Source organism: Actinomadura sp. NBRC 104412, from assembly GCF_030269515.1.
Lineage (GTDB): Bacteria > Actinomycetota > Actinomycetes > Streptosporangiales > Streptosporangiaceae > Spirillospora.
The window spans coordinates 161,405-188,134 of record NZ_BSTM01000006.1 but is presented as its reverse complement, the minus strand read 5'-3'; the positions used below and the strand labels follow the sequence as shown (position 1 = coordinate 188,134).

Here is a 26,730-nt window from a genome sequence, read left to right as displayed (position 1 = left end):
GTGACACGAGTCACATAGCATGGACTCGACGATCTTGATTAGGTTAACCTAACCTACATTCAATGATCGTCAGGGGGGCCGCGTCGTGACGCGCGCGAACGGGTGCGACCACTGCCCGGGGAGCCATACGGGCACCCGGCCGTGCCTGGCCAGCGCGACACCGAAGGCGCGGAGCTGGCTGCTGATCGAGCATCCCGGGCCCTGGCCCGAGCGCATCGAGCACCTGCCCGCGGGCCCGGTCGGCGACGCCGTGCGGGCCGCCCAAGAGGCCGGCGTCCGTCCCCAGCTCATCCGCAGGCCGCGCCGGCGGCGGCGCACCCCTCCCCTCCAGGTGTACGCGGGCCACTCGGCGGAGGACGACGTCTGGCTCGAGGGCCGGGAACTGGCCGATCACGGAGAACTGGCGGAGCTGGACCTTCAGGCCCTCGCCGCCGGTGAGCGCCTCGGTTTCGGGGAGCCGGTCCACGACCCCGTGTTCCTGGTCTGCACGCACGGGCGGCGCAACGCCTGCTGCGCCCGGACGGGCGCGCCCCTGGCACGGCACCTCGCCGGAAGTTTCGACCCATTTGTCTGGGAAACGACGCATGTCGGCGGCGATCGCTACGCCGCGAACCTTCTGTGCCTTCCTCATGCGATCTACTACGGCGACCTCGGCCCCCAGGAGGCCACGGCCGCCGCGAAGGCATATCTGAAAGGCCAGGTCAGCACGGTACGGCTGCGCGGAAGGGCGGGCCTGCCCGAGCCGGCCCAGGCCGCCGAGCACTTCGTGCGGGACCATTCGCGGGTGTTCGAGATCGGCGCGGTGACCGTGGAATCCCTCACCGGAAGATCACCTTACGAGGCGGTGGTCCGGGCGAACCGGAACCGTTACCGGGTGATCTTTGAGAGCGGGCAGGCGGCCGATCCGTGCGGCCCGGAGTGCCACGAGAACCTGCGAACCTACTTTGTTAGGGACATCACCCTTCTCAACGAAGCGGCCCTCGTGTAATCTCTCCAAGGCCCCATTCGCGGGTCTCCACTGCCGCACAGGCTCCTCAGGTCCCCGGTGAACCGGGCGGAGGGGAACAGAGCGGCAACTCCAGACGTTGGACCTTTCGGCGCTTCTGACACATGTCTTTGAAGCTCGTCGGGCGTCCATGTCCGTAATTTGCTCAGCAAACCAACCAAGGTGGGTGTTCCATGGCTCAGGTACGTCGGCAGGCAAACCTCCCTCGTCCCAGCTGGGGCTGGCAGGACGCCGCGGCGTGCCGAGGGGAAGACCTCGTGCTCTTCTTCGGCCCCGACGGCGAGCGCCAGCCCGAGCGCGAGATTCGAGAGCGCAAGGCCAAGCAGATCTGCATGGGCTGCCCCGTCCGCTCGGAGTGCCTGGACTACGCCGTGTCCCGGCCCGAGAAGTACGGCACGTGGGGCGGCCTTAACGAGGACGAGCGCGCCTCCGAGCGTCGCCGCCGCATGCGGCGCGCGAACGCCGCCTGACCGACCGGGATCCTCCCCCGGCACGCCACCGGAAGAAACGTCACGGCCCCGCCCGGCGGGGCCGTTCGCGTTGTTTCACCGCGGGTTTTCGGCACCGTTCATCACAGCTCCGTCACACCTCTGTCACGGCGCCGTTCATGAATGGCGCCGGAAAGTTCCGCGCAATACCGCATCCGGCGCCGCCGTGCGGGCTATTTCCGCGAATTCGCCCGCTCGGCGGCGTCGCGCTCCAGCCACGCGATGACGTCCTCGTCGGTGAGCTGCTCGAATTGCGTGTACCACTGGCCCACGGCCTGGAACGACACGGGCGCGGCCAGCACGACCACGTCGTCCGCCTCGCGTTCCAGCGCGGCGACCGTCTCGGCGGCGCCCACCGGGACGGCCAGGACCAGCCGGGACGGGTGGTGCCGGCGAACGGCCCTCAGCGCGGCCCGCGCCGTGCCCCCGGTGGCCAGCCCGTCGTCCACCACGATCGCGGGACGGTCCCCCAGCTCGGGCAGCGGCCGGTCGCCCCGGTAGGCGGCGACCCTGCGGGCCAGCTCGGCCCGTTCGGCCTCCACCGTCCCCGCCAGGTCGCCCTCGTCCAGCCCGAGCCGGCCGAGCAGGCCCTGGTCGAAGACGGGCTCGCCGCCCTCGGCGATGGCCCCCACGCCCAGCTCCGGCTGCGGCGGGTACCCGATCTTGCGGGTCACCAGCACCTCCAGCGGCACGGGCGCGTCCGGCGTGGACAGCCTGCGGGCCACCTCGTAGCCGACCGGCACCCCGCCCCGGGGAAGCGCGAGCACCACCGCGCCGTCCAGGTCCATCGGCACCAGGCGCTCGGCGAGGACCCGCCCCGCCTCGGTGCGGTCGGTGAAGGGTAGCCGGACCTGCGGCCGGTCGGACCGGGTCCCGGCGTCCGGTGCGGTCTCACGCGCCGTCCTGTTCCAGCGCATCGGCGTCACCCCCTTCTGGGGACGCGACAGAACACCTTTCGTGTGCTCCTACCCAATTACGCTCGATTACAGCGACCTGTGCCCGACCTCATTCGCCCAGCTCAACCCGTACCCATCCGTACCCATGGCGGGTGGAGCCGAGGGGTCGAGGGCGCCGCTAGGCCAGGCCGGTCAGCCAGCGCAGAGGGTTGTCGCGCAGGACGAGGCGGAGCGTCGGCTCGTCGGCGCCGGCGGCGCGGAGGGCGGGCACGAAGGTGTCGAACAGGTAGCCGTAGCCGTGGCCGCCGTAGCGCGGGATGTCGGTCATCCGGGAGATCCCGGTGCTCAGCAGGAGCCGGTCGGCGTGGCCGCCGTCCAGGAACTCCAGGACGTTGCGCACCAGCCGGTCCAGACGCCCCGGGTCGGCCGCGGCCAGGCCCACCGAGCCGAACGACACGTACGCCCCCGCCTCGGCGATCTTGCGGTGCGCGGCGGGGTCGTCCACCAGGTCCTGCTGGCCCACCGCGACCCGGTTCGGCGGCAGCCCCATCCCGGTCAGGATCTCCAGCTGGGCCAGCCCGGAACGGCCGTAGGTGGCGACCGACAGCCCCGAGTAGCGCGCCGCCTGGGCGGCGGCCCGCAGGCACCGCTCCTCGGCCTCGGTGGGGGCCTCGCCCCAGGTGCCGATCTCCCCGATCACCCCGGGCAGCGCGTTGGTGCCGTCGAGGCCGAAGCCGATCTCGGCGAGCAGCCGCTCGGCCAGCCGGTCCACGTCGGACTCGCGCACGTACGCCGGGTGGAACGGCTCGGTGAAGTACCCCGTCCCGGCCACCACGGCGACGCGGGCGCTGGCGCTCATCCGGGCCAGCCCGGCGGCCTGCCGGCCCATCCCGGTGCAGGTCAGATCGACGACCAGGCCCAGGTCGTGGTCGCGGCGCAGCGCGGCCAGCTCGCGGGTGACGGGCTTCTCCTCGTCCAGCCAGCGGTACGGGTCGTCGGCCAGCAGGGCGGGCCGCTGCGGCCAGCGCAGATCCAGTTGCAGATGCTCGCGGGGAAGCACCGGGCCGGTGATGGCGGACGTGGGGATCGTTCCGGTCACGGTGCGCAGCCGCCCGTGTTCCTCGCGGGAGGTCATGTCAGACGAGGCTACGACATTTTGGGATTATTCAGGTCCCGCCTAGTGGCGGTTTTTACCTTTCGTCCGGGTGACCTTCGTCCGAGGGCACGGAGGAAGGCGGATCGTCGGCGCGCACGGTCTCGCGCACGGCGCGCGCCCTGGCGGTGTTCGCGCTGGGCCAGCGCCGGTCGATCTCGGCGTTCAGCTCGGCGCCGATCAGGACCGCGAGCGCCGCCACGTACAGCCAGGCCAGCACGGCGATCGAGGCGGACAGCGACCCGTACACCGACACCCCGGTCAGCGAGCCCGCCAGGTACACCCGCAGCGCCATGCTGCCGAAGATCCAGATCAGCAGCGCGAGCCCCGCCCCGGGCACCTCGCGCCACCAGGAGGTCCGCACCGGAACGCTCATGTGGTACAGCAGCGCCAGGAACAGGATCGACAGCGTCACCACGACCGGCCAGTACAGCATCGTGATCGCCGGAGCGCTCTCGGGCAGCGCGTGCTGCGCCAGCGTCGGGCCCGCCACCAGCAGCGGCAGCACGATGATCAGGACGAGCAGCCCGAGCAGGTAGAGCACGAACGCGCGCAGCCGGGTCCTGATCACCCCGCGGATGCCGGACAGGCCGTAGGCGATCGTGATGGTGTCCACGTAGACGTTGGTGGCGCGGGAGCCCGCCCACAGCGAGATCAGGAAGCTGACCGACACGATGTCCGGGCGGCCGCCGCGGATCACGTCGTCGATCAGCGGGACCACCACCGAGTCCACGGCGGGCGCCGTCAGCACGGTCTGGGCGCGTTCGATCAGCCAGGACCTGATCTCCCGCACGGTCTCGGGGCCCAGCACGCCGCGGACGTGGCCCATCGTCCCGATCAGGCCGATGACCAGCGGTGGCGTGGACAGCAACGCCCAGAAGGCGGCCTCGGCCGCCAGCCCGGTCACCCGGTGCCTGAACGCCGACACCGCGGTCCCGCGGACCAAAGCCCACAGGATCGCCAGGACCGGGACGCCCGGCAGCCCGCGCCGCACCGTCCGCAGCAGCCGGACGAGGTGACCCGGCACGCCCATCGAGGCGCGGGCGAGCGAGCGCGGCGCGCCGCGGAGCGACCGCGAGCGGGCGGCACCGGCCAGCCGGGCCAGCGGGCCATGATCGCCCAGCCCCTCCGGCTCGTCCGGGTGTCGCCGTGTCTCCGGCCCGCTGTGAACCGCGTTCCCCTCCTCGTCCCCGGTGACGGTGCCGCCGGCGGCGTCCGGAATCGTGGTCACACCGATACACCGTCCGGTGCCGGCCGTCCGTTACCCGGCCGCCGTCCCGCCGGGACGCCCCCGTCCGCGCGTCTCATGCCGCTTGTCATGCCCGCCCGAACCCTTCCGCTCGTGGTCGTACCCGCTTGGACGCCCGCTACGGCCCGTCCGCCCAAGATCGGCAGCGCGGCCTGGCGACGTCCGGCGCATCGCCGGTCGTCGGTGACAATGGAGGGATGATCTGCCATGCGTGCCGCGAGGACCGCCACGGGGACTGCCGTGGCGGATCGTGGTGCGACTGCCGGCATCACCCGCGCCCGGCCCGTCCGGCGCCCGCCCGCGAGGCATCGGCCCCCACAGAGTCGGCCAACACGGAGCGGGCCACCACGGAACCGGCCGATACGGAATCGGCCGATACGGAACCGGGCACGGCCGAGCCGCGGGTCAACTGGCGGCGGCAGGGGTGAGGCCGGAGATGACTCTTCTCACCCGTCCGCATGCCGGACGCAACTGGACAGCCTGTGAGACGGCATGTCAGAGTGCAGATATGACTGCTGCGGATCCGTTGCTGGTAATGCGCCGGCACGTCGACTTCCTGCGCGTCCGCAGCGCGATCTGTCTGTGACGCCCTGACCACGCCGCCCGTGTTCTACCGGCGCGTGCCGCATCGGCGTCATCCCTGAACCCGTTCCCGCTCGGCGACGAGCCGGCCGCTGGAGACCGCCGGTGCGCCACGCGTCCCCGCCACCTGGATGGATGAGGATCGCGCCGTGCCACCTGCGACCAAGCGCAAGAAGGGCGAGGGCCAGTGGGCCCTCGGCTATCGCGAACCGCTGAACAAGAACGAAGAGAACAAGAAGAACGACGACGGCCTCAACGTCCGCCGCCGCATCATCGACATCTACTCCAAGGCGGGCTTCGACTCGATCGACCCCGCCGACCTGCGCGGCAGGTTCCGCTGGTACGGGCTGTACACCCAGCGCAGGCCGGGAATCGACGGCGGCAAGACGGCGATCCTCGAGGACGAGGAGCTCGACGACCGCTACTTCATGATGCGGGTCCGGATCGACGGCGGGCAGCTCTCCGGGCCGCAGCTACGGACGATCGCCGACATCTCCACCACCTACGCGCGCGGCACCGCCGACATCACCGACCGGCAGAACGTCCAGTTCCACTGGATCCGGATCGAGGACGTCCCGGAGATCTGGGACCGCCTGGAGGCCGTCGGCCTGGACACCACCGAGGCGTGCGGCGACACCCCGCGCGTCATCCTCGGCTGCCCGCTGGCCGGCATCGCCGAGGACGAGGTGCTGGACGCGACCCCGCAGATCCGTGAGATCTACGACAACTACATCGGCTCCCCGGAGTTCTCCAACCTGCCGCGCAAGTTCAAGACCGCGCTGTCGGGCTGCACCGCGCACTGCACCGTCCACGAGATCAACGACGTGGCCTTCGTGGGCGTGGTCAACGCCGAGGGCGAGGCGGGCTACCAGGCGTTCGTCGGCGGCGGGCTGTCCACCAACCCGATGTTCGCCAAGAGCCTCGGCGTGTTCGTCCGGCCGGACCAGGCGCACGAGGTCTGGAAGGGCGTCGCCTCGATCTTCCGCGACTACGGGTACCGGCGGCTGCGGCACCGCGCCAGGATCAAGTTCCTGGTGAACGACTGGGGCGCGCCCAAGTTCCGCGAGGTGCTGGAGAAGGAGTACCTCGGGTACGCGCTGCCCGACGGCCCCGAGCCTGCCGCTCCGCTCCCCCACCGCGACCACGTGGGCGTCCACCGGCAGAAGGACGGCAACTTCTACGTCGGCTTCGCCCCCAAGGTCGGCCGGGTCAACGGGCCGCTGCTGGGCGTCATCGCCGACCTGGCCGAGCGGTACGGGTCGGGACGGGTCCGCACCACCACCGAGCAGAAGATGGTGATCCTCGACGTCCCCGAGGAGAACACCGAGGCCCTGGCCGACGCGCTGGCCGAGCACGACCTTCAGGTGCGCCCCTCGACGTTCCGGCGGCAGACGATGGCCTGCACCGGCATCGAGTACTGCAAGCTGGCGATCGTCGAGACCAAGCAGCGCGCCATGGACCTGATCGACGAGCTGGAGAAGCGGCTGCCGGACTTCGACCAGCCGCTGAGCATCAACGTCAACGGCTGCCCGAACGCCTGCGCCCGCATCCAGGTCGCCGACATCGGCCTGAAGGGCCAGCTCGTGGTGGACGAAAACGGCGACCAGGTGGAGGGCTTCCAGATCCACCTGGGCGGCCAGGTCGGCGCGTCCTTCGGCAAGAAGGTCCGGGGGCTGAAGACCACCTCGGCGGGTCTGACCGACTACGTTGAGCGCGTCGTGCGCAGGTACGACGAGCAGCGTGGCGAGGGTGAGAGCTTCGCCTCGTGGGTACAGCGTGCCGACGACGCCGATCTGAAGTAAAAGGGGCGGTAGAGGAATGAGCGAACGCATGGTGCCGTTCTACTGCCCGTACTGCGGTGAGGAGGATCTGGAACCGCTGGAGCGGGACGGGGCGTGGTTCTGCCGTGGCTGCGTCCGTTCCTTCTCGCTGACGTTCCTCGGCGTGGGATCCCCCCGGACCACCGCCGCCCGTGAAAGCAAGGAGAGCCTGCGGTGACGCTGCTGGAGACCGACAGACCGACCCTCGACCTGGAAGACATCGTGGAATCGGCCTCGGCGGCCCTGGAAGGCGCCTCCCCGCTGGAGATCGTCCGGTGGGCCGCGGCCACGTTCGGCGACCGGATCTGCCTGACCTCCTCGATGTCGGACGCCGCGCTGATCCACCTGGTGTCGAAGGTCAAGCCGGGCATCGACGTGCTGTTCGTCGACACCGGCTACCACTTCGCCGAGACCATCGGCACCCGGGACGCGGTGGAGTCGGTGTACCCGGTGAACGTGATCAACGTGACGCCGTCCCGCACGGTCGAGGAGCAGGACGAGGCGCTGGGGCCGCGCCTGTACGGCCGCAACCCCGACCTGTGCTGCCATCTGCGCAAGGTGGAGCCGCTGGGCCGGGCGCTGGAGGGCTACATGGCCTGGTTCAGCGGGATCCGCAGGGACGAGACCGCCAGCCGCCGCGACCGCAAGGTCGTCGAGTGGGACCGCAAGCGCTCCATGGTGAAGGTGAACCCGATCCTGGACTGGTCCCAGGAGGACATGGACAACTACATCGCCGACAACGGCGTGATCGTGAACCCGCTGCACTACGACGGCTACCCCTCGATCGGCTGCAAGCCCTGCACCCGTCCCGTCGCGCCGGGCGAGGACCCGCGCAGCGGACGCTGGGCGGGTATGGGCAAGACCGAATGCGGCATCCACCTGTGACCTCGCCGCCCATGGTCGCGGTGGCGCACGGGAGCAAGGACCCGCGTGCCGCCGCGACCGTGGAGGAGCTGCTGTCCGCCGTGCGGGCGCGGCGGCCGGACGTGCCCGTGCTGACCTCCTTCCTCGACCACGCCCCGCCCGCGCCGGGCCGCGTCCTGGACGGGCTCGCCTCGCGGGGGACGTCCGACGCGGTGGTGCTGCCGCTGCTGCTGACGGCCGCGTACCACAGCAAGAGCGACATCCCCGGCGTGCTGGCGCGGGTGCGGCGGCGCCATCCGCTGCTGGGGCTGCGCACGGCCGCCACGCTGGGGCCGCATCCGCTGCTGATGGCGGCGCTGGAGCGCCGGCTGGCGGAGGCGGGCGTGGAGATCGGCGACCCGGGCACCGCCGTGGTGCTGGTGTCGGCCGGGTCCAGCGACGCGTCCGCGAACGCCACCATCGGGCGGATGGCCCGGGAGTGGCGCGCCCGCGGGTGGTACGGGGTCGTCCCGGCCTACGCCTCCGCCGCGCGGCCCGACCCGGCCACGGCCGTGCGGGAGCTGTACGGCGCCGGCGCTCCCCGTGTCGTCGTGGCCTCGTACTTCCTGGCTCCCGGTCACTTCGCCGACAAGGTCCGTGCCGAGTCCCTGGAGGCGGGGGCGGCGGCGGTGTCCGACGTCCTGGGCGCCGCCCCGGAGGTGGCCGACCTGGTGGCGCTGCGCTACGCGGAGGCCGTCACGGCGGGCGACCGTGCCGCCGCCGTCTGACCGGTCCGCCGCCTCGATCCGCATGTTCGCGGCGGTACGGGTATGCGGTTCTCATGGCCGATCGCGAGGATCCGGGGCACGAGCCAGAACGGACGCAGGAGAAGCGTTTCGCGCCTGTCACCAGGGGTGAGGACGCCCGCGGCCGTACCGTCGTCCCACGGGACGAGAACGCGGCCCGCCGGAAGGACGAGGTCAGCGGCACCGGCGTTCCCGGGGTACGGGCCGACGCCGCCGACACGCTGCCGCCCGACGAGGAGGGCGTCCGCGCCGCCGAACGCGGCGACGCCTCGCGCAGGCACCCCGGGCGCCGGTCTCCGCCGCGCTAGTCTCTCCCGTGCCGGTCGCGTCCGGTCCTGCGCTGCTCCCACCAGCCGGCGATGGCCCGCCGGACGGGGCTGTGGTGCTCGTCGTCGACGATCTTCACATCGCCCATGATCACGTTGGCGCGGATGCGGACGACGGGGACGCGGGCGCCGGATCCGGCCTCGCGGACCATCACCTTGCGCTCACCCAGGACGCAGTAGCCGTTCATCTCCACCACCACGCCGTCCGGGACGATCACCTTCACGTCGCCCATGACGGCGGTGGCGACCACGTTGACCTCGCCGCTGGGGACCTGGGCGCCGCGCAGGTCGAGGACGACGTCGCCCATCACCGCCAGCGCCTCCAGCTCCTGCTCGACGCGGCCGATGATGCGCTCGGTGCAGTCGCCCATGACCGCGGCGAAGCGCCGCCGCACCTGGGCGGGCGCGGGGGCGGCGCCGGGCGCGCCCATGCCGGGCAGGTCGGCGGTGACGGCGTCCAGGTCGCCGCGGGTGACGGCCAGGTAGGCCGCCTCGGTGCGCTCGGCGAGCTCCTCGAAGGTCAGCCGTCCCTCGACGGAGGCCACCCGCAGTCGCTCGACGGCCGCCTCACGCTCGGCGTCGGAGGCGCGCACCGCTCCCGCGGCACGGTGCGGGGCGTCCGCCGGGAGCTGCGACCGGGGCTCCTGCGACCGTCTCCCCGGCTGCGGGGTGGGCTGACTCATGTCTCAGAAGGTATGCCCTCACGGTCATCGGACAATCCGCCGCGGGAACGAGATCGCTCCGGCCCTTCAGGAGGAACCGGCCCGCCGCCCGCGGCCCGGTCACCAGGGTACGGGACGGCCGTTGTGGCTCAAGCCACCGGAGGGGTACATCGGGCGCGGCTCGTTCGTCGCGGCTCCGGCCGTCCCTTCACGCCGCCGCCCGCGCGGTGCCAGGATGCGGGCGTGAGCGACGTGAAGACGCGGTCCTGGTGGGGCTGGGGTTGGGCCGAGGACGCGATGACGGACGAGGAGTGCGTGGCGCTGGGCGCGCTGCTGCCCGGCCTGCCGTCCCGTCCCCTGCCGGTGCCGGACGTCGGCGACCTGAGGCTGCCCGAGCCGCGGGTGTCGCCTCCCGCGTCGCTCGCGCCGCTGGTCTCCACGGCGCCGGACGACCGGGCCTCGCACGCGCTCGGGAAGGCGTACCGGGACGTGGTGCGGGCGCTGCGCGGCGACCTCGGCCGCGTGCCGGACCTGGTGGCGCGCCCCGCCCGCGAACAGGACGTGGTGGACCTCCTGGACTGGGCGGGCGCGACGGGCACGGCGGTCGTCCCGTACGGGGGCGGCAGCTCGGTGGTCGGCGGCGTGGAGTATCGCGGTGACGCGCACGAGGCGGTGATGTCCCTCGACCTGACCCGGCTGGACACGGTGCTGGAAGTGGACGAGGTCAGCCGGGCCGCCCGCGTCCAGGCCGGGGTGCTCGGCCCGCATCTGGAGGACCAGCTCAGGCCGTACGGGCTCACGCTGCGGCACTTCCCGCAAAGCTTCGAGTTCTCCACGCTGGGCGGCTGGCTGGCCACCCGGTCGGGCGGTCACTACGCGACGCTGCGCACCCACATCGACGACTTCGCCGAGTCGCTGCGGGTGGTGACCCCGGCGGGCGTCGGCGAGTCCTGGAGGCTGCCCGCCTCGGGCGCAGGCCCCTCACCCGACCGGCTGTTCCTGGGCTCGGAGGGGACGCTCGGGATCATCACCGAGGCGTGGATGCGGCTCCAGGACCGGCCGGACCGCAAGGCGTCGGCGTCGGTGGCCTTCGGCTCGTTCGCGGCGGGCGCCGAGGCGGTGCGCGCGATCGTCCAGGCGGATCTGAACCCGGCGAACTGCCGGCTGCTGGACCCCGGCGAGGCCGCCCTGTCGGGCGCCGGACGGGACGGCCGGGCGGTGCTCGTGCTCGGCTTCGAGTCGGCCCGTGTCCCGGTCGAGGGGAGGCTGGAGGAGGCCGTCGAGGTCGCCCGCGCGCACGGCGGCACGCCCGCCGAGCGCCGCGAGGGGCGCGACCGGGCCGTGGACTCCTGGCGCTCGGCGTTCCTGCGGATGCCGTACCAGCGGGACGGCATGGCCAGGATGAGCGCCGTCGTCGAGACCTTCGAGACCGCGTGCACCTGGGACCGGCTCCCCGCCCTGTACGAGGCGGTGCGCACCGGCGTCGGCGCCGCGATCCGCGAGGTCACCGGCGCGGAGGGGCTGGTCAACTGCCGGCTGACGCACGCCTACCCCGATGGCGCCGCCCCGTACTTCACCGTCGTGGCGGCCGGCCGCCGGGGGGACGAGCTCGCCATGTGGGACGAGCTCAAGGCGGCGGCGTCCGAGCTGCTGGCCGCGCACGGCGCCACCATCACCCACCACCACGCCGTGGGCCGCGACCACCGTCCCGGGTACGACCGGCAGCGCCCGGAGCCGTTCGCGCTCGCCCTGCGCGCCGCCAAGGAGGCGCTCGACCCGCACGGCGTTCTCAACCCCGGCGTGCTGATCGACGTCGGCCCCCGTCGCTGACGACCGGCTCGGGCGGGTGCGCGAGGTCCCTCGACAGGGTGTGCGCGGCATGCCTGAGCTCCTGCAGCACGACGGCGATCGGCGGGTTGCGGCGGCTGCCCGCCCTGACCGCGACGGCCACCGTGCGGGACAGCTGGAGGTCGGCGATCTCGCACAGGCGGCTGCCGCCCTCGACCGCCTCCACGGCGAGCCGCGGCACCAGCGCCACCCCGAGCCCGGCGCGGACCAGCGCGAAGATCACGGTGTAGTCGTTGCTGGTGTACTCGACGCGGGGCGCGAACCCGGCCAGGCCGCAGGCGCGCTCGAACATGGCGTGCAGGGCGTCGTCGCTGTGGGCGGCGATCCAGGGCTGCTCGGCCAGCTCCGACAGCGTCACCGGCCCGGTGTGCAGATCGGCGGGAACCAGCGCCAGCAACGGCTCGCGGAACAGGACGTCGGTCTCGATGCCGGTCTCGCGGACCTTGGGCAGCAGGTTGTACTCGTAGATGAGCGCGGCGTCGAGGTGGCCCGACGTGAGGGCTCTGATCGCGCCTTCGGTCTCGTGCTCGGACAGCCGTACCCGCAGGTCGGGGTGGGCCTCCTTGCAGCGGGCCAGGGCGGTGGGCACCAGGGCGCGGGCGGCGGTCGGGAAGGCGCCGAGCCGCAACGTGCCGCCCACGGCGGAGGTGAGCTCCGCGACGTGGGCGCGGGCCTCCTCCAGCTCGGCGAGGATCCGCTCGGTGTGCTCGACCAGGACGCGGGCGGCCTCGGTGAACGCCAGCCGGCGGCCGTCACGGAGGAACAGCGGCGTGCCCACCTCCCGTTCCAGGGCCGAGAGCTGCTGCGAGACCGCGGAGGGCGTCAGCGAGCACATCCGCGCCGTCTCCGCGATCGTCCCGTGCCTGGACAGCTCCCGCAGAAGCCGCAGGCGATGCACGTCGAACATGTAGTGAGATTAACGACTCACCGCAGAAATCGTTACTGGTGCTGAGCGGTTCCGGTGCCGCACCCTGGTCCCATGACAGCGGAGACCTCGCAGGTCGCGGCGCGTTCCACCGCCGCGACGGGCGGCATCGAGCACGGCACGAGGATCGCGGGGCTGCGCGCGAGGATGGCGGCGCGCGGCATCGCGGCGGTCGCCGTGGCCGGCCCGGAGAACATCTACTACCTGACCGGTCTCGACCATCTCGGCTACTTCGCGTTCACGCTGCTGGTCGTGCCGGCCGAGGGGGCGCCGATCGTGGTGACGCGGGACATGGAACGCGCCACCGTGCGCACCCAGTTGCCGTGGTGCCGCCATCTGACCTTCCACGACGGCGAGGACCCGGCGGTGGCCGCGACGGCCGCCATCGCCGAGCTGGTCCCCCGCGGCGGATCGCTGGCGATCGAGGACGAGTCGATGTTCTTCCCGCCGTCCATCCGGGGCAGGCTGCGGCTGGCGCTGCGGCACCGCAGGTGGCTGGACGCCACGGCGATGCTGGCGGGGATGCGCGCGGTCAAGTCCCCCGCCGAGGTGGAGCACACGCGGGCGGCGGCGCGGGTGTCGCGGGCGGCCATGGACGCCGGGCTCGCGACCGCCCGTCCCGGGGTGGCCGAGCGGCAGGTGGCCACGGCGATCTGGCACGCGATGCTCGCCTCGGGCGGCCGGCAGCCGGGGTTCGAGCCGCTGATCCGCCCGCTGTCGATGCTGGACCAGGAGCACGTCTCCTGGGGCGAGCGCGAGCTGCGCGAGGGCGACGGCCTGTTCATCGAGCTGTCGGGATGCGTGCGCCGCTACCACGCGCCCATGAGCCGCACCCTGTACCTGGGGGACGTCCCGGACGAGGGACGGGAGGCGCACGCCGCCGCGTCCGCCGGGTTCGAGGCGGCGCTGGAGGCGCTGCGGCCCGGCGCCGTGACCGGCGAGGTGTACGCGGCGTGGCAGCGCGCGGTCGCGGACCGCTCGTCCGGCGCCCGGCCGTCCCGGCACCACTGCGGCTACCTGGTGGGGATCGGGTTCCCGCCGAGCTGGGTGGGCGGCGGCGAGGTGCTGGGCATCCGGCCGGACGGGCGTACGGAGATCGTGCCGGGGATGACCTTCCATCTGATGTCGTGGGTGACCCGTCCCGCCGGGCACGCCCTCTCCGACACCGCGCTGGTGACCGACACCGGAGCCGAACCGCTCACCGGCACGTCCCGCGGCCTGCTGGTCGCGGCCTGACCCCTGGACAGGAGAGACCCATGCGCATCACCGCGCTGCGCGCCACCCCGGTGGCGGTGCCGTTCCGCACCGACGAGATCTGGGCGTTCGGGCGCCGCCGCGGCCAGGTGAGCGTCCTGATCGAGGTGGAGACCGACGAGGGCGTCACCGGCCTGGGCGAGGCGTCGGCCTACCCGTCGGCGGACGTGGTGCTGGCGGTGCTGCGCGGCATCGAGCCGCTGGTGGTGGGCGCGGACCCGCTACGGATCGAGGCGCTGGCCCGCCGGATCGACCTGGTCGGCACCTGGCATCACGTCAGGATGACCAGCCCGGCCATCGCCGCGGTGGAGACGGCGTGCTGGGACATCCTGGGCAAGGTGAGCGGGCAGCCGCTGGTGAACCTGCTCGGCGGCCGGTTCCGGGACAGCGTCGCGTTCTTCTACTACGTGGCCCGCGCCGAGCCCGCCGAGGTGGAGGCCGAGGCCAAGCGGGCGACGGCGGCCGGCTTCTCCACCTGCTACCTGAAGGTCGGCGCCGACGATCCGCGGCGCGACCTGGAACGGGTGGAGGCGCTGCGCTCGGGCGCGGGGCCGGACGCGCTGCTGCGGGTGGACGCCAACGAGGCGTGGTCGCCGGGCACCGCGATACGGATGATCAGCGAGCTGGAGCGGTACGGGCTTGAGCTGGTCGAGCAGCCGGTGTCGGGGCGCAACCTCGACGAGATGGCCTACGTGCGCGCCAGGGTGGGCACGCCGCTGCTGGCCAACGAGGCGAGCTGGACCCGGCAGGACCAGCTCGCCGTGATTCGCGCGGGCGCCGCCGACGTGCTGTCGGCGGACAACCAGATGGACGGCGGCCTGCTCAACCTCAAGCGCTCGGCCGGCATCTGCGAGGCCGCCGGCCTGCCGGTGGTCAAGCACAGCCTGGGCGAGCTGGGGGTGGCCTTGGCCGCCGCCGTCCACGTCATCGCCGCCACGCCCACCTTCCGGTACGCCAACCAGGGGTACGGGGCGCTCCTCGCCGACGACGTCACCCGGGGGTTCGGCGGCGGGGTGGACGGCTATCTCAACGGTGAGATTTCTGTGCCCACGGGGCCGGGTCTGGGTGTCGAGCTGGATCGCGACCGGGTGGAGACCTACGCGGATTTGTACCGTTCCGAGGGGGCGGCCTTCGGCTTCCACGACGGGAACGTCCTGACGGCGGCGCCGGCACTGCCAAAGCGCTGACCTGCCATTTTCGTCGCAATTTGCACCCCGCTGGGGGGGGTCCGGGCGCCGCGGGCACGGTGATCGCCGACCGGCGATCAACCCGCCGTAAGCTGGACGACATGCCCGACGGCCGTCCCGCATGCGCCTGCATCATCTGCCATGACTACGGCGACCGCGACCGGCTCGACAACTTCCAGCTCCGCACCATCGTCCACGTCACCCAGTACGGCTGGAGCGTGGTACTGATCCCCGCCACCGACGCGGGCCCCGGCTGGGCCTACACCATCGGGCTCTGGCACAGTCACGACTCCCCCGAGCTGGCGATGTTCGGCGGCGACGTCTACGAGATGGAGGAGATCCTCAACACGCTCGGACGGCAGGCCGCCGAGGGGCGGGCGCCCGGCGACGGCGAGCGGCGCGAGGACGTCCTGCGCGGCTGGCCTGTGGTGTTCCGCGCCGCCGGCCCGCTCTGGTACGAGGCCGCCTTCGGCGGTGCCCTGGCGTTCTACCGGCGCACCCCCATCCCGTTCCTCCAGGTAGTGTGGCCGGACCCGCAGGGCCTCTTCCCCTGGGACGCGGGGGCCGGCGGCGTGTACCGCCGTGCCCAGCCCGCGCTGTGGGTGGACCCCCAGCGTCACCCGGAAGGTACGTGGACCCGGCGGCTCGCGGTGCAGGCGATCTGACGGCGACAGGGGCGGGGACGGGACCACGAAGACCATCGAGACGACGCGCCTGCGGCTGGAGCCGCTGGGCGTCCACCATGCCGAGGAGATGGCGGCGGTCCTCGACGACATCCGGCTGCACCGCTACATCGGCGGCGAACCGCTCACGCTGGAGGAGCTGCGCGCCAGGTACGAGCGCCTGGTCGCCGGTCCCTCCCCCTACCACGGGGAGCGCTGGCTCAACTGGATCGTGCGCCGCCGCCGGGACGGGCAGGCCGTGGGCACCGTCCAGGCCACGGTGATGTCCGGGGACGGCGGCCCGCGCGCCGCGGTGGCATGGGTGATCGGGATGCCCTACCAGGGGTTCGGCTTCGCCACCGAGGCCGCCCGCGGCCTGGTGGACTGGCTGCGCCACAACGGCGTCCGCGACATCGTCGCCAGCATCCACCCGGACAACCTGGCGTCGGCCGCCGTCGCCCGCCGCGCCGGGCTGCGGCCGACGGATGAGCGCTCCGGGGACGAGATCGTCTGGAGTGACGCGGATCGTTCGGAGTGACGCGCGGGACGGCCGGTTCTCCGCACAGTCATCTTGATGTCAAGAGACGGCAGGGTCCGCATAGGTGGAAGTTTTCGGCCTCCGACGCGACGCGAACCCCCCCGGCCGGACGTACTTCGTGGTGGGCCGGTCCCTCCCAGGAGCCCGCTCACGGAAAGGAGACGGCGCGTGTCATCCCAAGCGGAAGACGTTCCCCTGGACCTCCCCCTCACCGTCCTCGGCTCCGTCGTCCTTCCCGGCATCGAGCCGGCCGCGTGCCTGGTGCGCCGGTACGCGCGCGCCCTGCTCGGCCCCGGCTTCCCCGGCCTGTACGAGCTCACCGTCGTGGCCAGCGAGCTGTTCACCAACGCCGTCCGGCACTCCCGGTCCGGGCACCCGTCCCGCGAGAACGGCCACGGCCATGTCACCATGACCCTCCTCACCGGCGGCGGGCTGCTCCGGCTTGAGCTGGCCGACCAGGGCGGACCGGGCACGCCGCGGCTCACCCGCCCCGGCGACGACGGCGAGAGCGGGCGCGGGCTGCAGGTGGTGGACGCCCTCAGCCTGGCCTGGGGAGCCGAGCGCCGTGGGTCCGGCACCGTCGTGTGGGCGGAGTTCCCCTGGCCGGGGTGTACCGTGCCACAGGCAGGCGGGTAGGAATCAAAGGCTCACGCCACGACGGAGCCGAGAGGTGAACAGATGCAGGAGGTGTGGCCCGGTGAGGCGTACCCCCTGGGCGCCACATGGGACGGCACCGGGACCAACTTCGCCCTGTTCTCCGAGGTCGCGCAGCGGGTGGAGCTGTGCCTGTTCGACGACGAGGGGCGGGAGCGGCGCATCGTCCTGCCGGAGGTCGACGGGTTCGTCTGGCACGGCTACCTGCCGGGCGTCGGCCCCGGCCAGCGGTACGGCTACCGCGTGCACGGCCCGTACGATCCGCGTGAGGGCCACCGGTGCAACCCGTCCAAGCTCGTGCTCGACCCGTACGCCAAGGCCGTCGAGGGCGCGATCCGGTGGCACGAGTCGCTGTTCTCCTACCGGTTTCCCGACCCGGATGTCCTGAACACCGACGACAGCGCGCCCCACATGCCCAAGAACGTGGTGGTGAACCCGTTCTTCGACTGGGGGGACGACCGGCCGCCGCGCGTCCCGTACCACGAGAGCCTCATCTACGAGGCGCACGTGAAGGGGCTGACCAGGCTGCACCCGGCGATCCCCGAGGAGCAGCGCGGCACCTACGCGGGGCTGGCCCACCCGGTGATGATCGACCATTTCACCGATCTCGGGGTGACGGCGGTCGAGCTGATGCCGGTGCACCAGTTCGTCCCCGAGCACGCCCTGGTGGCGCGCGGTCTGACCAACTACTGGGGCTACAACACCCTGGGCTACCTGGCCCCGCACAACGCCTACAGCTCGTCGGGGCAGCGCGGCGAGCAGGTGCTGGAGTTCAAGGCGATGGTCCGGGCGCTGCACGCGGCGGGCATCGAGGTGATCCTCGACGTGGTCTACAACCACACCGCCGAGGGCGACCACCTGGGGCCGACGCTGTCGTTCCGCGGCATCGACAACGCCGCGTACTACCGCCTGCGCGACGACGACAAGCGCTACCACCTCGACTACACCGGCTGCGGCAACTCGCTGAACGTGCGCAGCCCGCACGCGCTCCAGTTGATCATGGACTCGCTGCGGTACTGGGTGCTGGAGATGCACGTCGACGGGTTCCGCTTCGACCTGGCCTCGGCGCTGGCCCGGGAGCTGCACGACGTGGACCGGCTGGCGGCCTTCTTCGACCTGGTCCAGCAGGACCCGGTGGTGTCCCAGGTCAAGCTGATCGCCGAGCCGTGGGACGTGGGGGAGGGCGGCTACCAGGTCGGCAACTTCCCGCCGCTGTGGACCGAGTGGAACGGCAAGTACCGCGACACCGTCCGGGACTACTGGCGGGGCCGCCCGGGCGTGCTGCCGGAGTTCGCGTCGCGGCTGACCGGCTCCAGCGACCTGTACGAGCACGGCTCCCGCCGCCCGTTCGCCTCGATCAACTTCGTGACCTGCCACGACGGGTTCACACTGCACGACCTGGTGTCCTACGAGGCCAAGCACAACGAGGCCAACGGCGAGGGCAACCGGGACGGCAGCGACGACAACCGCTCCTGGAACTGTGGCGCCGAGGGTCCGACGTCCGACCCGGCGATCATCGAGCTGCGGGAACGGCAGAAGCGCAACTTCCTGACCACGCTGTTCCTGAGCCAGGGCGTGCCGATGCTGTCGCACGGCGACGAGCTGGGCCGTACGCAGCGGGGCAACAACAACGCCTACTGCCAGGACAACGAGATCTCCTGGGTCGACTGGGACGGCGACATCGCCGAGACCGAGCTGGAGTTCGTCCGGGCCCTGTCGCGGCTGCGCCGCGACCACCCCGTGTTCCGCCGCCGCCGCTTCTTCACCGGCGGCGCCGGCGGCCCCGCCGGGGACGCGCCGGACATCGCCTGGCTCACCCCCGCGGGCGAGCCGATGACCGACCACGACTGGCAGGCCGGGTTCGCCAAGTCGCTCGGGGTGTTCCTCAACGGCGACGCGATCACCGAGCCCGACCCGCGCGGCCGCCCGATCGAGGACGACTCGTTCCTGCTGCTGTTCAACGCGCATTCCGAGCCGGTGGACTTCGTCCTGCCCGGCGCGGAGTACGGGGAGCGCTGGGAGTTCACGCTGGACACCGCCGACCCGCGCGCCACCGGCGAACGGCCACGGGTCAAGGCGCGCGACCAGGTCACCGTCGCCGACCGGTCCCTCACCGTGCTCCGCCGCGTCGCCTGACGCCCGCGGCGGCCTCACCCGGTCCCGACGCGGATGGCGGTCAGGAACACCAGCACGAGCGTCGCCGCCGCCGCGATGCCGTGGACGGCGACGGCCGTGGCGGGGAAGACCTCGTCGGTGCCCTTGGCGTGGCGCCCGCCGGTCTGGCCCACGAGCCAGCGGGTGAACAGCATGAACCCCTCGATGATGACGACGACCAGGGCGGCGAAGGCCACCCAGGCGCACCAGGACCGCCCCGTCACCAGGAGGGCGACCCATGCCGCCAGCCCGACCATCGCCGCGGCGGGATGTCCCACCGTGACCAGCAACGGGAAGGGCGTCACCTTCGTCGGATGCCGGAACAGCCCCCCCTGCGCCGTCCGGGCGGCCATCAGACGCGTTCCTCCCACAGCGGCGAGAATCCAGGCGCCGAGCGCCACGAACTCCACCCCGTTCCCCCTTCGGTGCGGTTGTCCGTCCCCTGGCCGTAGTGTCCTCCCAACCGTCCACCGACATGCCGGAAACGCACGGAACGCACCACAGACCGTTATGAAATGTGACCGTTGCGTACACGGATCCTCGGCGCGGGGGCCGGGTGCAGTAGCTTGACGCGCATGCGGATGCGGCGGCTGTCCCCTGATCCGAGCACGGTCGACGTGGCCGCGGCCTACGCCTACCCGCCCGGCGCGTCCCGGGACGGGACATGGGTGCGGGCGAACATGATCGCGAGCGCGGACGGCGCCGCCGCCCTGGAAGGACGCAGCGGGGGCCTCGGCTGCGCGGCCGACCGGGAGTTGTTCGCCTTGCTCCGCGGGCTGTGCGACGCGGTCGTCGTGGGAGCCGGGACGGTTCGGGCGGAGGGCTACGGCCCGGCCCGTCCCGGCCCGTCCTGGGGGCGGCTGCGCGAGGGACGCCCCGCCACGCCCGCGATCGCCATCGTGTCGAGGTCGCTCGACCTCGACTTCGGCTCCCCCATCTTCACCGAGGCCGCCCCCGATGCCGCGACGATGGTGCTGACCGTCCAGGGCGCCGACCCGGCGCGGCTCGAAGCCGCCCGCGAGCGCGCCGAGGTCATCGTCGCGGGCACCGGAAGCGTCGACTTCGGCTCCGCGTTCGCCCAGATGGCCGAACGCGGGTACAGGCGGCTGCTCTGCGAGGGCGGGCCGCATGTCCTCGCGCAGATCGCGGCGGCGGGCCTGCTGGACGAGCTGTGCCTGACGCTGAGCCCCGTCCTGGCGGCGGGCGCCTCTCAGCGCGTCCTGAACGGGCCTCCCCTTCCCGGCGCCCGCGCCGGGCTGCGCCTGGTCCACGCCCTCGTGGACGCAGAGGACGAGGGCTTCCTCTTCCTCCGCTACGTACGGGCGACGGCGTAACGCAGGAACAGCACGCCCTCGTCCAGGTAGACGGCGGCGGGATCCAGCGCGACCTCGGCGGGGAGCCCGCTCACGAGCCGGGTGTGGTGGTCGCCGCCCAGGAGGGTCGGGGCGACGCTGAGGCACAGCTCGTCCACCAGACCCTTTCTGAGCAGGGAGCCGACCAGCGACGGCCCGCCCTCGCACAACAGCCTCGGATACTCGGCCCGGAGGGCGCGCACGCCCGCCCGAAGATCGACGTCCTCCTCCCCCGCCGTCACGACCCGCACCGCCTCGGGGGTGCGGGACGCCGCGGCGGCGGCCCGCGAGGTCACCACGATCGTCGGGGTCTCGGCCGCGGTGAACAGCGGCAGCGTCCAGTCCAGGTCCAGCGACCGGCTCACCACCGCGATCGGCGCGGGCGGGCCGCCGCGCCGGTGCCGCAGCCCGCTCCCCAGCCGTGCCGGGCCGAGCCTGCCGGTGCGGGCGGTTCCGGCGCCGACCAGGATCACGTCCGCCAGCGCCCGCAGCGTCCGGAACACCCGGAAGTCGGCCTCCCCGCCCAGCCCGTCGGTCCAGCCCTCGGCGTCGGTGGCCGAGCCGTCCACGCTCATCACCATGCCGACGCGCACGCCCGGGACGTCCGCGTACGCCTCCCACGGGTCGGTGCGGGCGGGGGGCTCGGGCAGCAGTCGGCGCATGAGAACGGATCTTAGGGCGCCCCGGGAAGGCACATCGTCAGTGGTAGGGAGCAAGATGGGGCCATGGACCTGCCGATCAGCCCGCCGCTGTCGCCCATGCTGGCCAAGGCGGTCAAGACCATGCCCAAGGGCGATGTGCTGTACGAGCCGAAGTGGGACGGCTTCCGGTGCATCGTGTTCCGCGACGGCGACGAGGTGGAGCTGTCCAGCCGCGGCGAGCGCCCGCTGACCCGTTACTTCCCCGAGCTCGTCGAGGCGGTCAAGCGGGAGCTGCCCGAGCGCTGCGTCGTGGACGGCGAGATCGTGCTGCGCAACGGCTCGCAGCTCGACTTCGAGCGGCTCCAGTGGCGCATCCACCCGGCCGCGTCCCGGATCAAGCTGCTCTCCGAGCAGATCCCGGCGTCCTTCATCGCCTTCGACCTGCTGGCCCTGGGCGACGAGTCGCTGATGGAGGTGCCGCTGGGCGAGCGGCGGCGGCGGCTGGTCGACACGCTGGGGTCGGTGAACGCGCCGATCCATGTCACGCCCGCGTCCGACTCCTACGAGACGGCGCTGCGCTGGTTCGAGGAGTTCGAGGGCGCCGGCCTGGACGGCGTGATCGCCAAGCCGCTCGACCTGGTCTACGAGCCCGACAGGCGGGTGCTGTTCAAGGTCAAGCACGAGCGCACCGCCGACTGCGTGGTGGCGGGCTTCCGGTGGCACAAGTCCGGGCCGATCGTGGGCTCGCTGCTGCTCGGCCTCTACGACTCCGAGGGCCGTCTCCAGCACGTCGGGGTCGCGGCGTCGTTCACGATGAAGCGCCGCGCCGAGCTCGTCGAGGAGCTCGAGCCCTACCGGATGCGGGACTACACCGGCCATCCCTGGGAGAACTGGGCCCGCCAGGCCGACCCGGAGGCCACCGGCGACCGGATGCCGGGCGCGGTCTCCCGCTGGACCGGCAAGAAGGATCTGAGCTGGGTGGCCCTGCGTCCCGAGCTGGTGGCCGAGGTCGCCTACGAGGGCATGGAGGGCGAGCGCATCCGGCACACCGCGCGGTTCCGCCGCTGGCGCCCCGACCGCACCCCGGAGTCCTGCACCTACGACCAGCTTGAGGTGCCGGTCGACTACGACCTGGACGACATCTTCGCCGGCCCGCATCAGCATCAGTAGGCCCGGCCCCGTGCCCCGGAGGCGGGGGACGGGGCCGGGACGGGTCAGGGCCTGCGGGTCTCGTTCTCGATGGTCTCCCGGATGATCTGCTCGTCGGACTTCGCCGCGGCCTTCGGCGCGGCCGACCGCGGCAGGGGCCGCAGATAGGTCTGCTCAAGACCGGGGACGCGGTCCTCGATGACGAAGGTGGCCTTGGTGGTGGCCTGCGCGTCGGCGGTCCTGACGGTGGGAAGCGTCTTGAAGTCCGAGCGCATCTCCTTCCTGCCGATCCGGCTGATCACGTAGCCGCGCTGGTTGTTGTGGAAGCGCAGGTGCTTGTTGATCTGGAGGAACGGGTGGGTGGCGGGGTCGGAGTCGGCGCCGTCGCCGCCGCTGGTGATGGAGGTGCAGACCAGCTCGGACCCGATGGTGGCCGAGTCGGGGTCGTCGAAGTCCGCCTTGATGTCGGCGGCCCAGTGCGCGTGGACGTCGCCGGTCAGCACGACGGCGTTGCGGACACCGGCGTCCACCCAGCCCTTGGTGATGCGGTTCCGGGAGGCCACGTAGCCGTCCCAGGAGTCCATGCTGGTGACCTTGAGGGGGCCCGCGTTGTTGTCGCGCTGGGTGAAGAACACCTGCTGGCCGAGGATGTCCCAGCGGGCGGCGGAGCGGCGGAACCCGTCCAGCAGCCACTTCTCCTGGGCCTCGCCGGTGATCGAGCGGGCCGGGTCGACGGCGGCGGGGCAGTCCTTGTAGCCGTCGCCGCAGGCTTGGTCGTCGCGGTACTGGCGGGTGTCGAGCATGTGGAAGTTGACCAGGCGGCCCCACCGGACGCGGCGGTAGAGCTGCATGTCCGGGCCGTGGGGCACCGAGCCGCGGCGCAGCGGCATGTTCTCGTAGTACGCCTTGAACGCGGCGGCGCGGCGCTCCCGGAACGCGGCGGGATCGGGCGTGTCGGAGTTCGCCTCGGGGATGTCGCCGGCCCAGTTGTTCTCGGTCTCGTGGTCGTCCCACACCACCAGCCAGGGCGCGGCCTGGTGCGCGGCCTGAAGGTCGGGGTCGGACTTGTACTGGGCGTGCCGCTGCCGGTAGGTGGCGAGGGTGACGGTCTCCGGTCCCGCGTGGTCGCGGACGTTGCCGCCGGGGATGGTGTAGACGCCCGCCCGGTACTCGTACTGGTAGTCGCCCAGGTGCAGGATCAGGTCGGGGTGCTCTTCGGCGAGCCGCCGGTACGCGGTGAACAGGCCGTGCTCGTACTGGGAGCAGGAGACGAAGGCCATCAGCAGGTCCGGGCCCAGCGAGTCGGGACGGGTCGCGGTCAAGGCCCGTCCGACCGGGGAGACGTGGTTTCCGACGCGGAACCGGTACCAGTACTCGCGTCCGTGCCGCAGTCCCTTCAGCTCGACGTGCACGCTGTGCGCGGACTCGGGACGAGCGAGGGCGGTGCCGCGACGCTCGATCCGGCGGAACCGCTCGTCGGAGGCGACCTCCCAGGCCACCTCGAAGGCGTTGCCCGGCATGCCGCCCAGTCCGTCCTCGGCCAGCGGCTGGAGCGCCAGCCGGGTCCAGATCACGAAGCCCTCGTGGTCCGGGTCGCCGGAGGCGACGCCCAGGGTGAACGGGTCGGAGAGAAGGGCGCCGCCGCGGTGGGCGGCGAGGGCGGGGGCGGCACCAGGGATGGCGGCGGGAACGACGGCGGCGGAGCCGGCCGCCAAACCGGTGGTGATGAGGAACGATCTGCGGTTGAGCGTACGGGAGACCTCGGTCATGGCGGGTGGTGATCCCTTCCAGCGCTCGATGATGATCGCCAGAAGCGTCACCCGGCACGGTGGACACGACGTTCCGTGCAGATAACCAGTGCTCCAACAAACCCGATATTTCACGATCACGGGCGCGCCGACGGGCCGTTGCAGGACGTTCAGGGACATTCAAGGCGCAAGCCGGATCCGGGCAGAAAAAATCCCGGGCGGCGCTGACGCGCGGGCACCCGGGGCACGCCGGTGGATGTTACGCTTGACTGTGCGCTGCTTTCGCGCACACGAAACTCCACCTTACGCATAGGAGTGTACTGGACGCATGGGAGCCCGTCAAGTCAACCCCGTGGCCGAATCTTTTTCCGCGAGCGACGGCGGCGGTGGCGACGACGCCCTCGCGGCCGCTCTGCGCACAGAGCAGGAGTACGTCACCCGGGTCTACGGCCGGCTGGACGCCGAGCGCGACCGGGCCGCGGAGGCGCTGCGCGAAGGTCCCGGGCAGGGCGGGGGCTCGGTCCTCCAGGCCCGGGTCGAGCGCGAGGTCACGACGGAGGAGGCGGCGCGCAGGCTGGCCAGGCTCTCCGCGGTGGAGCGCGCCCTGTGCTTCGGCCGCATCGACCACCGCGCCGAGGACGGCGTACCGGGCGAGACGTACTACATCGGGCGGATCGGGCTGCGCGACGAGGACCGCGAGCCGCTGCTGATCGACTGGCGGGCCGAGGCGGCGCGCCCGTTCTACACCGCCACGCCGGGCTCCCCCGGCACGCTGGCCCGCCGCCGCCATCTGCACCTGCGGGAGCGCACGGTGGTCGGGCTGGACGACGAGGTGTTCGACCTGGACGGGCTGGCCGCGTCCGACCGGAGCACGATCGTCGGCGAAGCCGCGCTTCTGGCGACGCTGCGCCGTGGCCGCACCGGGCGGATGACCGACGTGGTCGCCACCATCCAGGAGGAACAGGACCAGGTCATCCGTTCCGTCCTGCAAGGCGTGCTGGTGGTGCAGGGCGGACCCGGCACCGGGAAGACGGTCGCGGCCCTGCACCGCGCCGCCTACCTGCTCTACACCCATCGGGACGTGCTGGAACGCCGCGGCGTCCTCATCGTGGGGCCGAACGCGACGTTCCTGCGCTACATCGAGCAGGTGCTCCCCGGCCTCGGCGAGACCGACGTCGCCCTGGTCACGGTCGGCGAGCTGTATCCCGGAGTGCGCGCCACCCAGGGCGAGCCGCCCGGCGTGGCCGTCCTCAAGGGCGACCTGCGCATGGCGGCGATGGTCGAGGCCGCCGTCCGGGACCGGCAGCGCGTCCCCGAGGGCGACCTTGAGATCGAGGTGGACGACATGGTGCTGCGCGTCCCACACGAGAAGTGCGTGCAGGCGCGCGACCGCGCCCGGGCGCTGCGCGCGCCGCACAACATCCAGCGCCGCCTGTACGTCCACGACCTCTTGGACGCCCTCGCCCTGGACCGCGCCGAGCAGTACGACAGGATCGCCGACGAGCCGCTGGAGGAGATGATGGCCTCCGGCCAGGTCCCCGACTGGCTCCGGGAGCTGATCGACGAGGCGGAGGACACCCCGCTCCTGGACGAGACGGACCTGCGGCTCTCGAAGGAGGCCCTCTGGCGCGACCCGGCCGTCCGCCGCGCGCTCGACGAGCTGTGGCCCGAGCTGAGCCCGCAACGGCTGCTGTCCGACCTGTTCTCCGACCCGGCCGCGCTCGACCGGGTGGGCGCCGAGGCGGGCCTCACGCCGGCCGAACGCCGTCTCCTGCACCGCGCGGCGGACGCCCCCTGGACGGTGCCGGACGTACCCCTGCTGGACGAGGCCGCCGAATGGCTCGGCCAGGACGACACCCCCGACCGCATCCGGCGGCGCCGTGCGGAGGCCGAGCGGCAGGAAGAGGAGCTGTACGCCCACGAGGTCATGCAGGTGACCGGCGTGGCCGATCTCAAGATGATGGACGGCCGTCCGGTGCTGGACGCCACCACCCTCGCCGACCTCAACCGCGACACCGGCCCGGCGCCGACCACCGCCGAACGCGCCGCGTCCGACCGCCAGTGGGCGTACGGGCACGTGATCGTGGACGAGGCGCAGGAGCTCTCGGAGATGGCCTGGCGGACGGTGATGCGCCGCGTCCCCACCCGGTCCCTGACCGTGGTCGGCGACATCGCGCAGACGGGCAGCCCCGCCGGCGCCCGCTCGTGGGGGCAGATGCTGGACCGCTACGTCCCCGGACGGTGGCGCGAGCAGCGGTTGCTGATCAACTACCGCACCCCGGCGGCGATCATGAAGGTGGCGGCGGACGTGCTGGCGGAGGTCGCGCCCGACCAGGTGCCGCCCGAGCCCGTCCGCGACGACGGACCTCCCCCGTCGGCCGTGCGCATCCCCGCGTCCGCCCTGGAGACCAGGCTGCCGATGCTGGTCGCCGCGGAACTGGGCCGGATCCGCGGCGGGTCCGGCGAGGGACGGCTCGCGGTGATCTCCTCCTGCGCCCGCCATCCCGACGTCTGCACGGCGCTGCCGGACGCCCCCGCGGGCGCCACGCCCGAGGCCCTGGACTCCCCGGTCGTCGTCCTGACCGCCGAGGAGGCCAAGGGCCTGGAGTTCGACTCGGTCATCGTGGTGGACCCGGCCGGCATCTCCTCCGAGTCCCCGCGCGGAGGCCAGGACCTCTACGTCGCCATCACGCGCCCGACCCGCCGCCTGACCGTCGTCCACGACGGCGACCTGCCCCCGGCCCTGGCCGCCCTCTGAGACCGACCGCGAGAACGACCGCGAGGGTT

General features: G+C 72.5%; 25 protein-coding genes. 17 read left to right on the top strand and 8 right to left on the bottom strand.

Annotation, left to right across the window (positions count from 1 at the left end; all coding sequences use genetic code 11):
* Positions 1-85: 85 nt before the first annotated feature.
* Positions 86-988 carry a sucrase ferredoxin gene (locus QSK21_RS10520; protein ID WP_285695291.1) on the top strand — a complete coding sequence of 301 codons (903 nt, stop codon included), beginning with the start codon at positions 86-88 and terminating at the stop codon, positions 986-988.
* A 191-nt stretch (positions 989-1,179) separates the two neighbouring features.
* Positions 1,180-1,476 carry a WhiB family transcriptional regulator gene (locus QSK21_RS10515; RefSeq protein WP_081640018.1) on the top strand — a complete coding sequence of 99 codons (297 nt, stop codon included), beginning with the start codon at positions 1,180-1,182 and terminating at the stop codon, positions 1,474-1,476.
* A 191-nt stretch (positions 1,477-1,667) separates the two neighbouring features.
* On the opposite strand, the gene QSK21_RS10510 is transcribed toward QSK21_RS10515, so the two are convergent.
* From QSK21_RS10510 to QSK21_RS10500, 3 genes are all read right to left on the bottom strand, one after another.
* Positions 1,668-2,411, bottom strand: a complete 744-nt coding sequence (locus QSK21_RS10510; RefSeq protein ID WP_285695288.1) for a phosphoribosyltransferase — start codon at positions 2,409-2,411, stop codon at positions 1,668-1,670.
* A gap of 157 nt (positions 2,412-2,568) precedes the next feature.
* Positions 2,569-3,525 carry a phosphotriesterase family protein gene (locus tag QSK21_RS10505; RefSeq protein WP_285695287.1) on the bottom strand — a complete coding sequence of 319 codons (957 nt, stop codon included), beginning with the start codon at positions 3,523-3,525 and terminating at the stop codon, positions 2,569-2,571.
* A gap of 55 nt (positions 3,526-3,580) precedes the next feature.
* A complete protein-coding gene (locus QSK21_RS10500) occupies positions 3,581-4,774 on the bottom strand; it encodes a YihY/virulence factor BrkB family protein (protein WP_285695286.1) in 1,194 nt (397 codons plus the stop codon).
* A 731-nt stretch (positions 4,775-5,505) separates the two neighbouring features.
* On the opposite strand from QSK21_RS10500, the gene QSK21_RS10495 reads away from it, so the two are divergent.
* The 5 genes from QSK21_RS10495 to QSK21_RS10475 are packed head-to-tail and all read left to right on the top strand — an operon-like array spanning position 5,506 to position 9,151.
* Positions 5,506-7,176, top strand: coding sequence for a nitrite/sulfite reductase (locus QSK21_RS10495; protein ID WP_502871538.1), 1,671 nt, complete (start codon positions 5,506-5,508; stop codon positions 7,174-7,176).
* Positions 7,177-7,192: 16 nt separating this feature from the next.
* Complete coding sequence (locus tag QSK21_RS10490; protein ID WP_285695284.1) at positions 7,193-7,372, top strand: Insertion element protein; 180 nt, start codon at positions 7,193-7,195, stop codon at positions 7,370-7,372.
* A complete protein-coding gene (locus QSK21_RS10485; RefSeq protein ID WP_285695283.1) occupies positions 7,369-8,079 on the top strand; it encodes a phosphoadenylyl-sulfate reductase in 711 nt (236 codons plus the stop codon). Before QSK21_RS10490 ends, QSK21_RS10485 begins: the two co-directional genes overlap by 4 nt.
* Positions 8,061-8,825 carry a sirohydrochlorin chelatase gene (locus QSK21_RS10480; RefSeq protein ID WP_502871537.1) on the top strand — a complete coding sequence of 255 codons (765 nt, stop codon included), beginning with the start codon at positions 8,061-8,063 and terminating at the stop codon, positions 8,823-8,825. Before QSK21_RS10485 ends, QSK21_RS10480 begins: the two co-directional genes overlap by 19 nt.
* Before the next feature lie 53 nt (positions 8,826-8,878).
* Complete coding sequence (locus QSK21_RS10475; RefSeq protein ID WP_285695282.1) at positions 8,879-9,151, top strand: hypothetical protein; 273 nt, start codon at positions 8,879-8,881, stop codon at positions 9,149-9,151.
* Here QSK21_RS10475 and QSK21_RS10470 read toward each other — a convergent pair.
* Positions 9,148-9,852, bottom strand: a complete 705-nt coding sequence (locus QSK21_RS10470; protein ID WP_285695281.1) for a DUF1707 SHOCT-like domain-containing protein — start codon at positions 9,850-9,852, stop codon at positions 9,148-9,150. The genes QSK21_RS10475 and QSK21_RS10470 overlap by 4 nt on opposite strands.
* Before the next feature lie 222 nt (positions 9,853-10,074).
* Between QSK21_RS10470 and QSK21_RS10465 the strand changes: the two genes are divergently transcribed.
* A complete protein-coding gene (locus tag QSK21_RS10465; RefSeq protein ID WP_285695280.1) occupies positions 10,075-11,661 on the top strand; it encodes an FAD-binding oxidoreductase in 1,587 nt (528 codons plus the stop codon).
* On the opposite strand, the gene QSK21_RS10460 is transcribed toward QSK21_RS10465, so the two are convergent.
* Positions 11,621-12,586, bottom strand: a complete 966-nt coding sequence (locus tag QSK21_RS10460) for a LysR family transcriptional regulator (protein WP_285695279.1) — start codon at positions 12,584-12,586, stop codon at positions 11,621-11,623. The two genes, QSK21_RS10465 and QSK21_RS10460, sit on opposite strands and share 41 nt — an antisense overlap.
* Positions 12,587-12,658: 72 nt before the next feature.
* Here QSK21_RS10460 and QSK21_RS10455 point away from each other — a divergent pair, with 72 nt between their 5' ends.
* The 6 genes from QSK21_RS10455 to glgX all read left to right on the top strand — a co-directional run bounded on the left by QSK21_RS10455 (position 12,659) and on the right by glgX (position 19,035).
* On the top strand, positions 12,659-13,840 hold the full coding sequence (locus QSK21_RS10455; RefSeq protein ID WP_285695278.1) for a M24 family metallopeptidase: 1,182 nt from the start codon (positions 12,659-12,661) through the stop codon (positions 13,838-13,840).
* A gap of 20 nt (positions 13,841-13,860) precedes the next feature.
* Positions 13,861-15,045, top strand: coding sequence for a mandelate racemase/muconate lactonizing enzyme family protein (locus QSK21_RS10450; protein WP_285695277.1), 1,185 nt, complete (start codon positions 13,861-13,863; stop codon positions 15,043-15,045).
* A 101-nt stretch (positions 15,046-15,146) separates the two neighbouring features.
* Entirely contained in the window at positions 15,147-15,710 is a 564-nt protein-coding gene (locus tag QSK21_RS10445) for a DUF4262 domain-containing protein (RefSeq protein WP_285695276.1), read from the top strand.
* 34 nt (positions 15,711-15,744) lie between these two features.
* Positions 15,745-16,245: a GNAT family N-acetyltransferase gene (locus tag QSK21_RS10440; RefSeq protein ID WP_285695401.1), complete on the top strand. Its 501-nt coding sequence runs from the start codon at positions 15,745-15,747 to the stop codon at positions 16,243-16,245.
* A gap of 168 nt (positions 16,246-16,413) precedes the next feature.
* The gene (locus tag QSK21_RS10435; RefSeq protein ID WP_285695275.1) at positions 16,414-16,881 is read left to right on the top strand and encodes an ATP-binding protein; all 468 of its coding nucleotides are present in this window, start codon (positions 16,414-16,416) and stop codon (positions 16,879-16,881) included.
* Between the two features lie 42 nt (positions 16,882-16,923).
* A complete protein-coding gene (glgX, locus tag QSK21_RS10430) occupies positions 16,924-19,035 on the top strand; it encodes a glycogen debranching protein GlgX (protein WP_285695274.1) in 2,112 nt (703 codons plus the stop codon).
* A gap of 14 nt (positions 19,036-19,049) precedes the next feature.
* On the opposite strand, the gene QSK21_RS10425 is transcribed toward glgX, so the two are convergent.
* A complete protein-coding gene (locus QSK21_RS10425; RefSeq protein ID WP_285695273.1) occupies positions 19,050-19,406 on the bottom strand; it encodes a hypothetical protein in 357 nt (118 codons plus the stop codon).
* Between the two features lie 222 nt (positions 19,407-19,628).
* Here QSK21_RS10425 and QSK21_RS10420 point away from each other — a divergent pair, with 222 nt between their 5' ends.
* The gene (locus QSK21_RS10420; protein WP_352231271.1) at positions 19,629-20,387 is read left to right on the top strand and encodes a pyrimidine reductase family protein; all 759 of its coding nucleotides are present in this window, start codon (positions 19,629-19,631) and stop codon (positions 20,385-20,387) included.
* Here the strand turns inward: QSK21_RS10420 and QSK21_RS10415 are convergent.
* The gene (locus tag QSK21_RS10415) at positions 20,366-21,067 is read right to left on the bottom strand and encodes a dihydrofolate reductase family protein (protein WP_285695271.1); all 702 of its coding nucleotides are present in this window, start codon (positions 21,065-21,067) and stop codon (positions 20,366-20,368) included. The two genes, QSK21_RS10420 and QSK21_RS10415, sit on opposite strands and share 22 nt — an antisense overlap.
* Positions 21,068-21,130: 63 nt before the next feature.
* Between QSK21_RS10415 and QSK21_RS10410 the strand changes: the two genes are divergently transcribed.
* Entirely contained in the window at positions 21,131-22,216 is a 1,086-nt protein-coding gene (locus tag QSK21_RS10410) for an ATP-dependent DNA ligase (RefSeq protein ID WP_285695270.1), read from the top strand.
* A gap of 44 nt (positions 22,217-22,260) precedes the next feature.
* On the opposite strand, the gene QSK21_RS10405 is transcribed toward QSK21_RS10410, so the two are convergent.
* Positions 22,261-23,964 carry an alkaline phosphatase D family protein gene (locus tag QSK21_RS10405; RefSeq protein ID WP_502871543.1) on the bottom strand — a complete coding sequence of 568 codons (1,704 nt, stop codon included), beginning with the start codon at positions 23,962-23,964 and terminating at the stop codon, positions 22,261-22,263.
* 307 nt (positions 23,965-24,271) lie between these two features.
* Here QSK21_RS10405 and QSK21_RS10400 point away from each other — a divergent pair, with 307 nt between their 5' ends.
* Complete coding sequence (locus QSK21_RS10400; protein WP_502871536.1) at positions 24,272-26,701, top strand: HelD family protein; 2,430 nt, start codon at positions 24,272-24,274, stop codon at positions 26,699-26,701.
* The last annotated feature ends 29 nt before the right edge of the window (positions 26,702-26,730 follow it).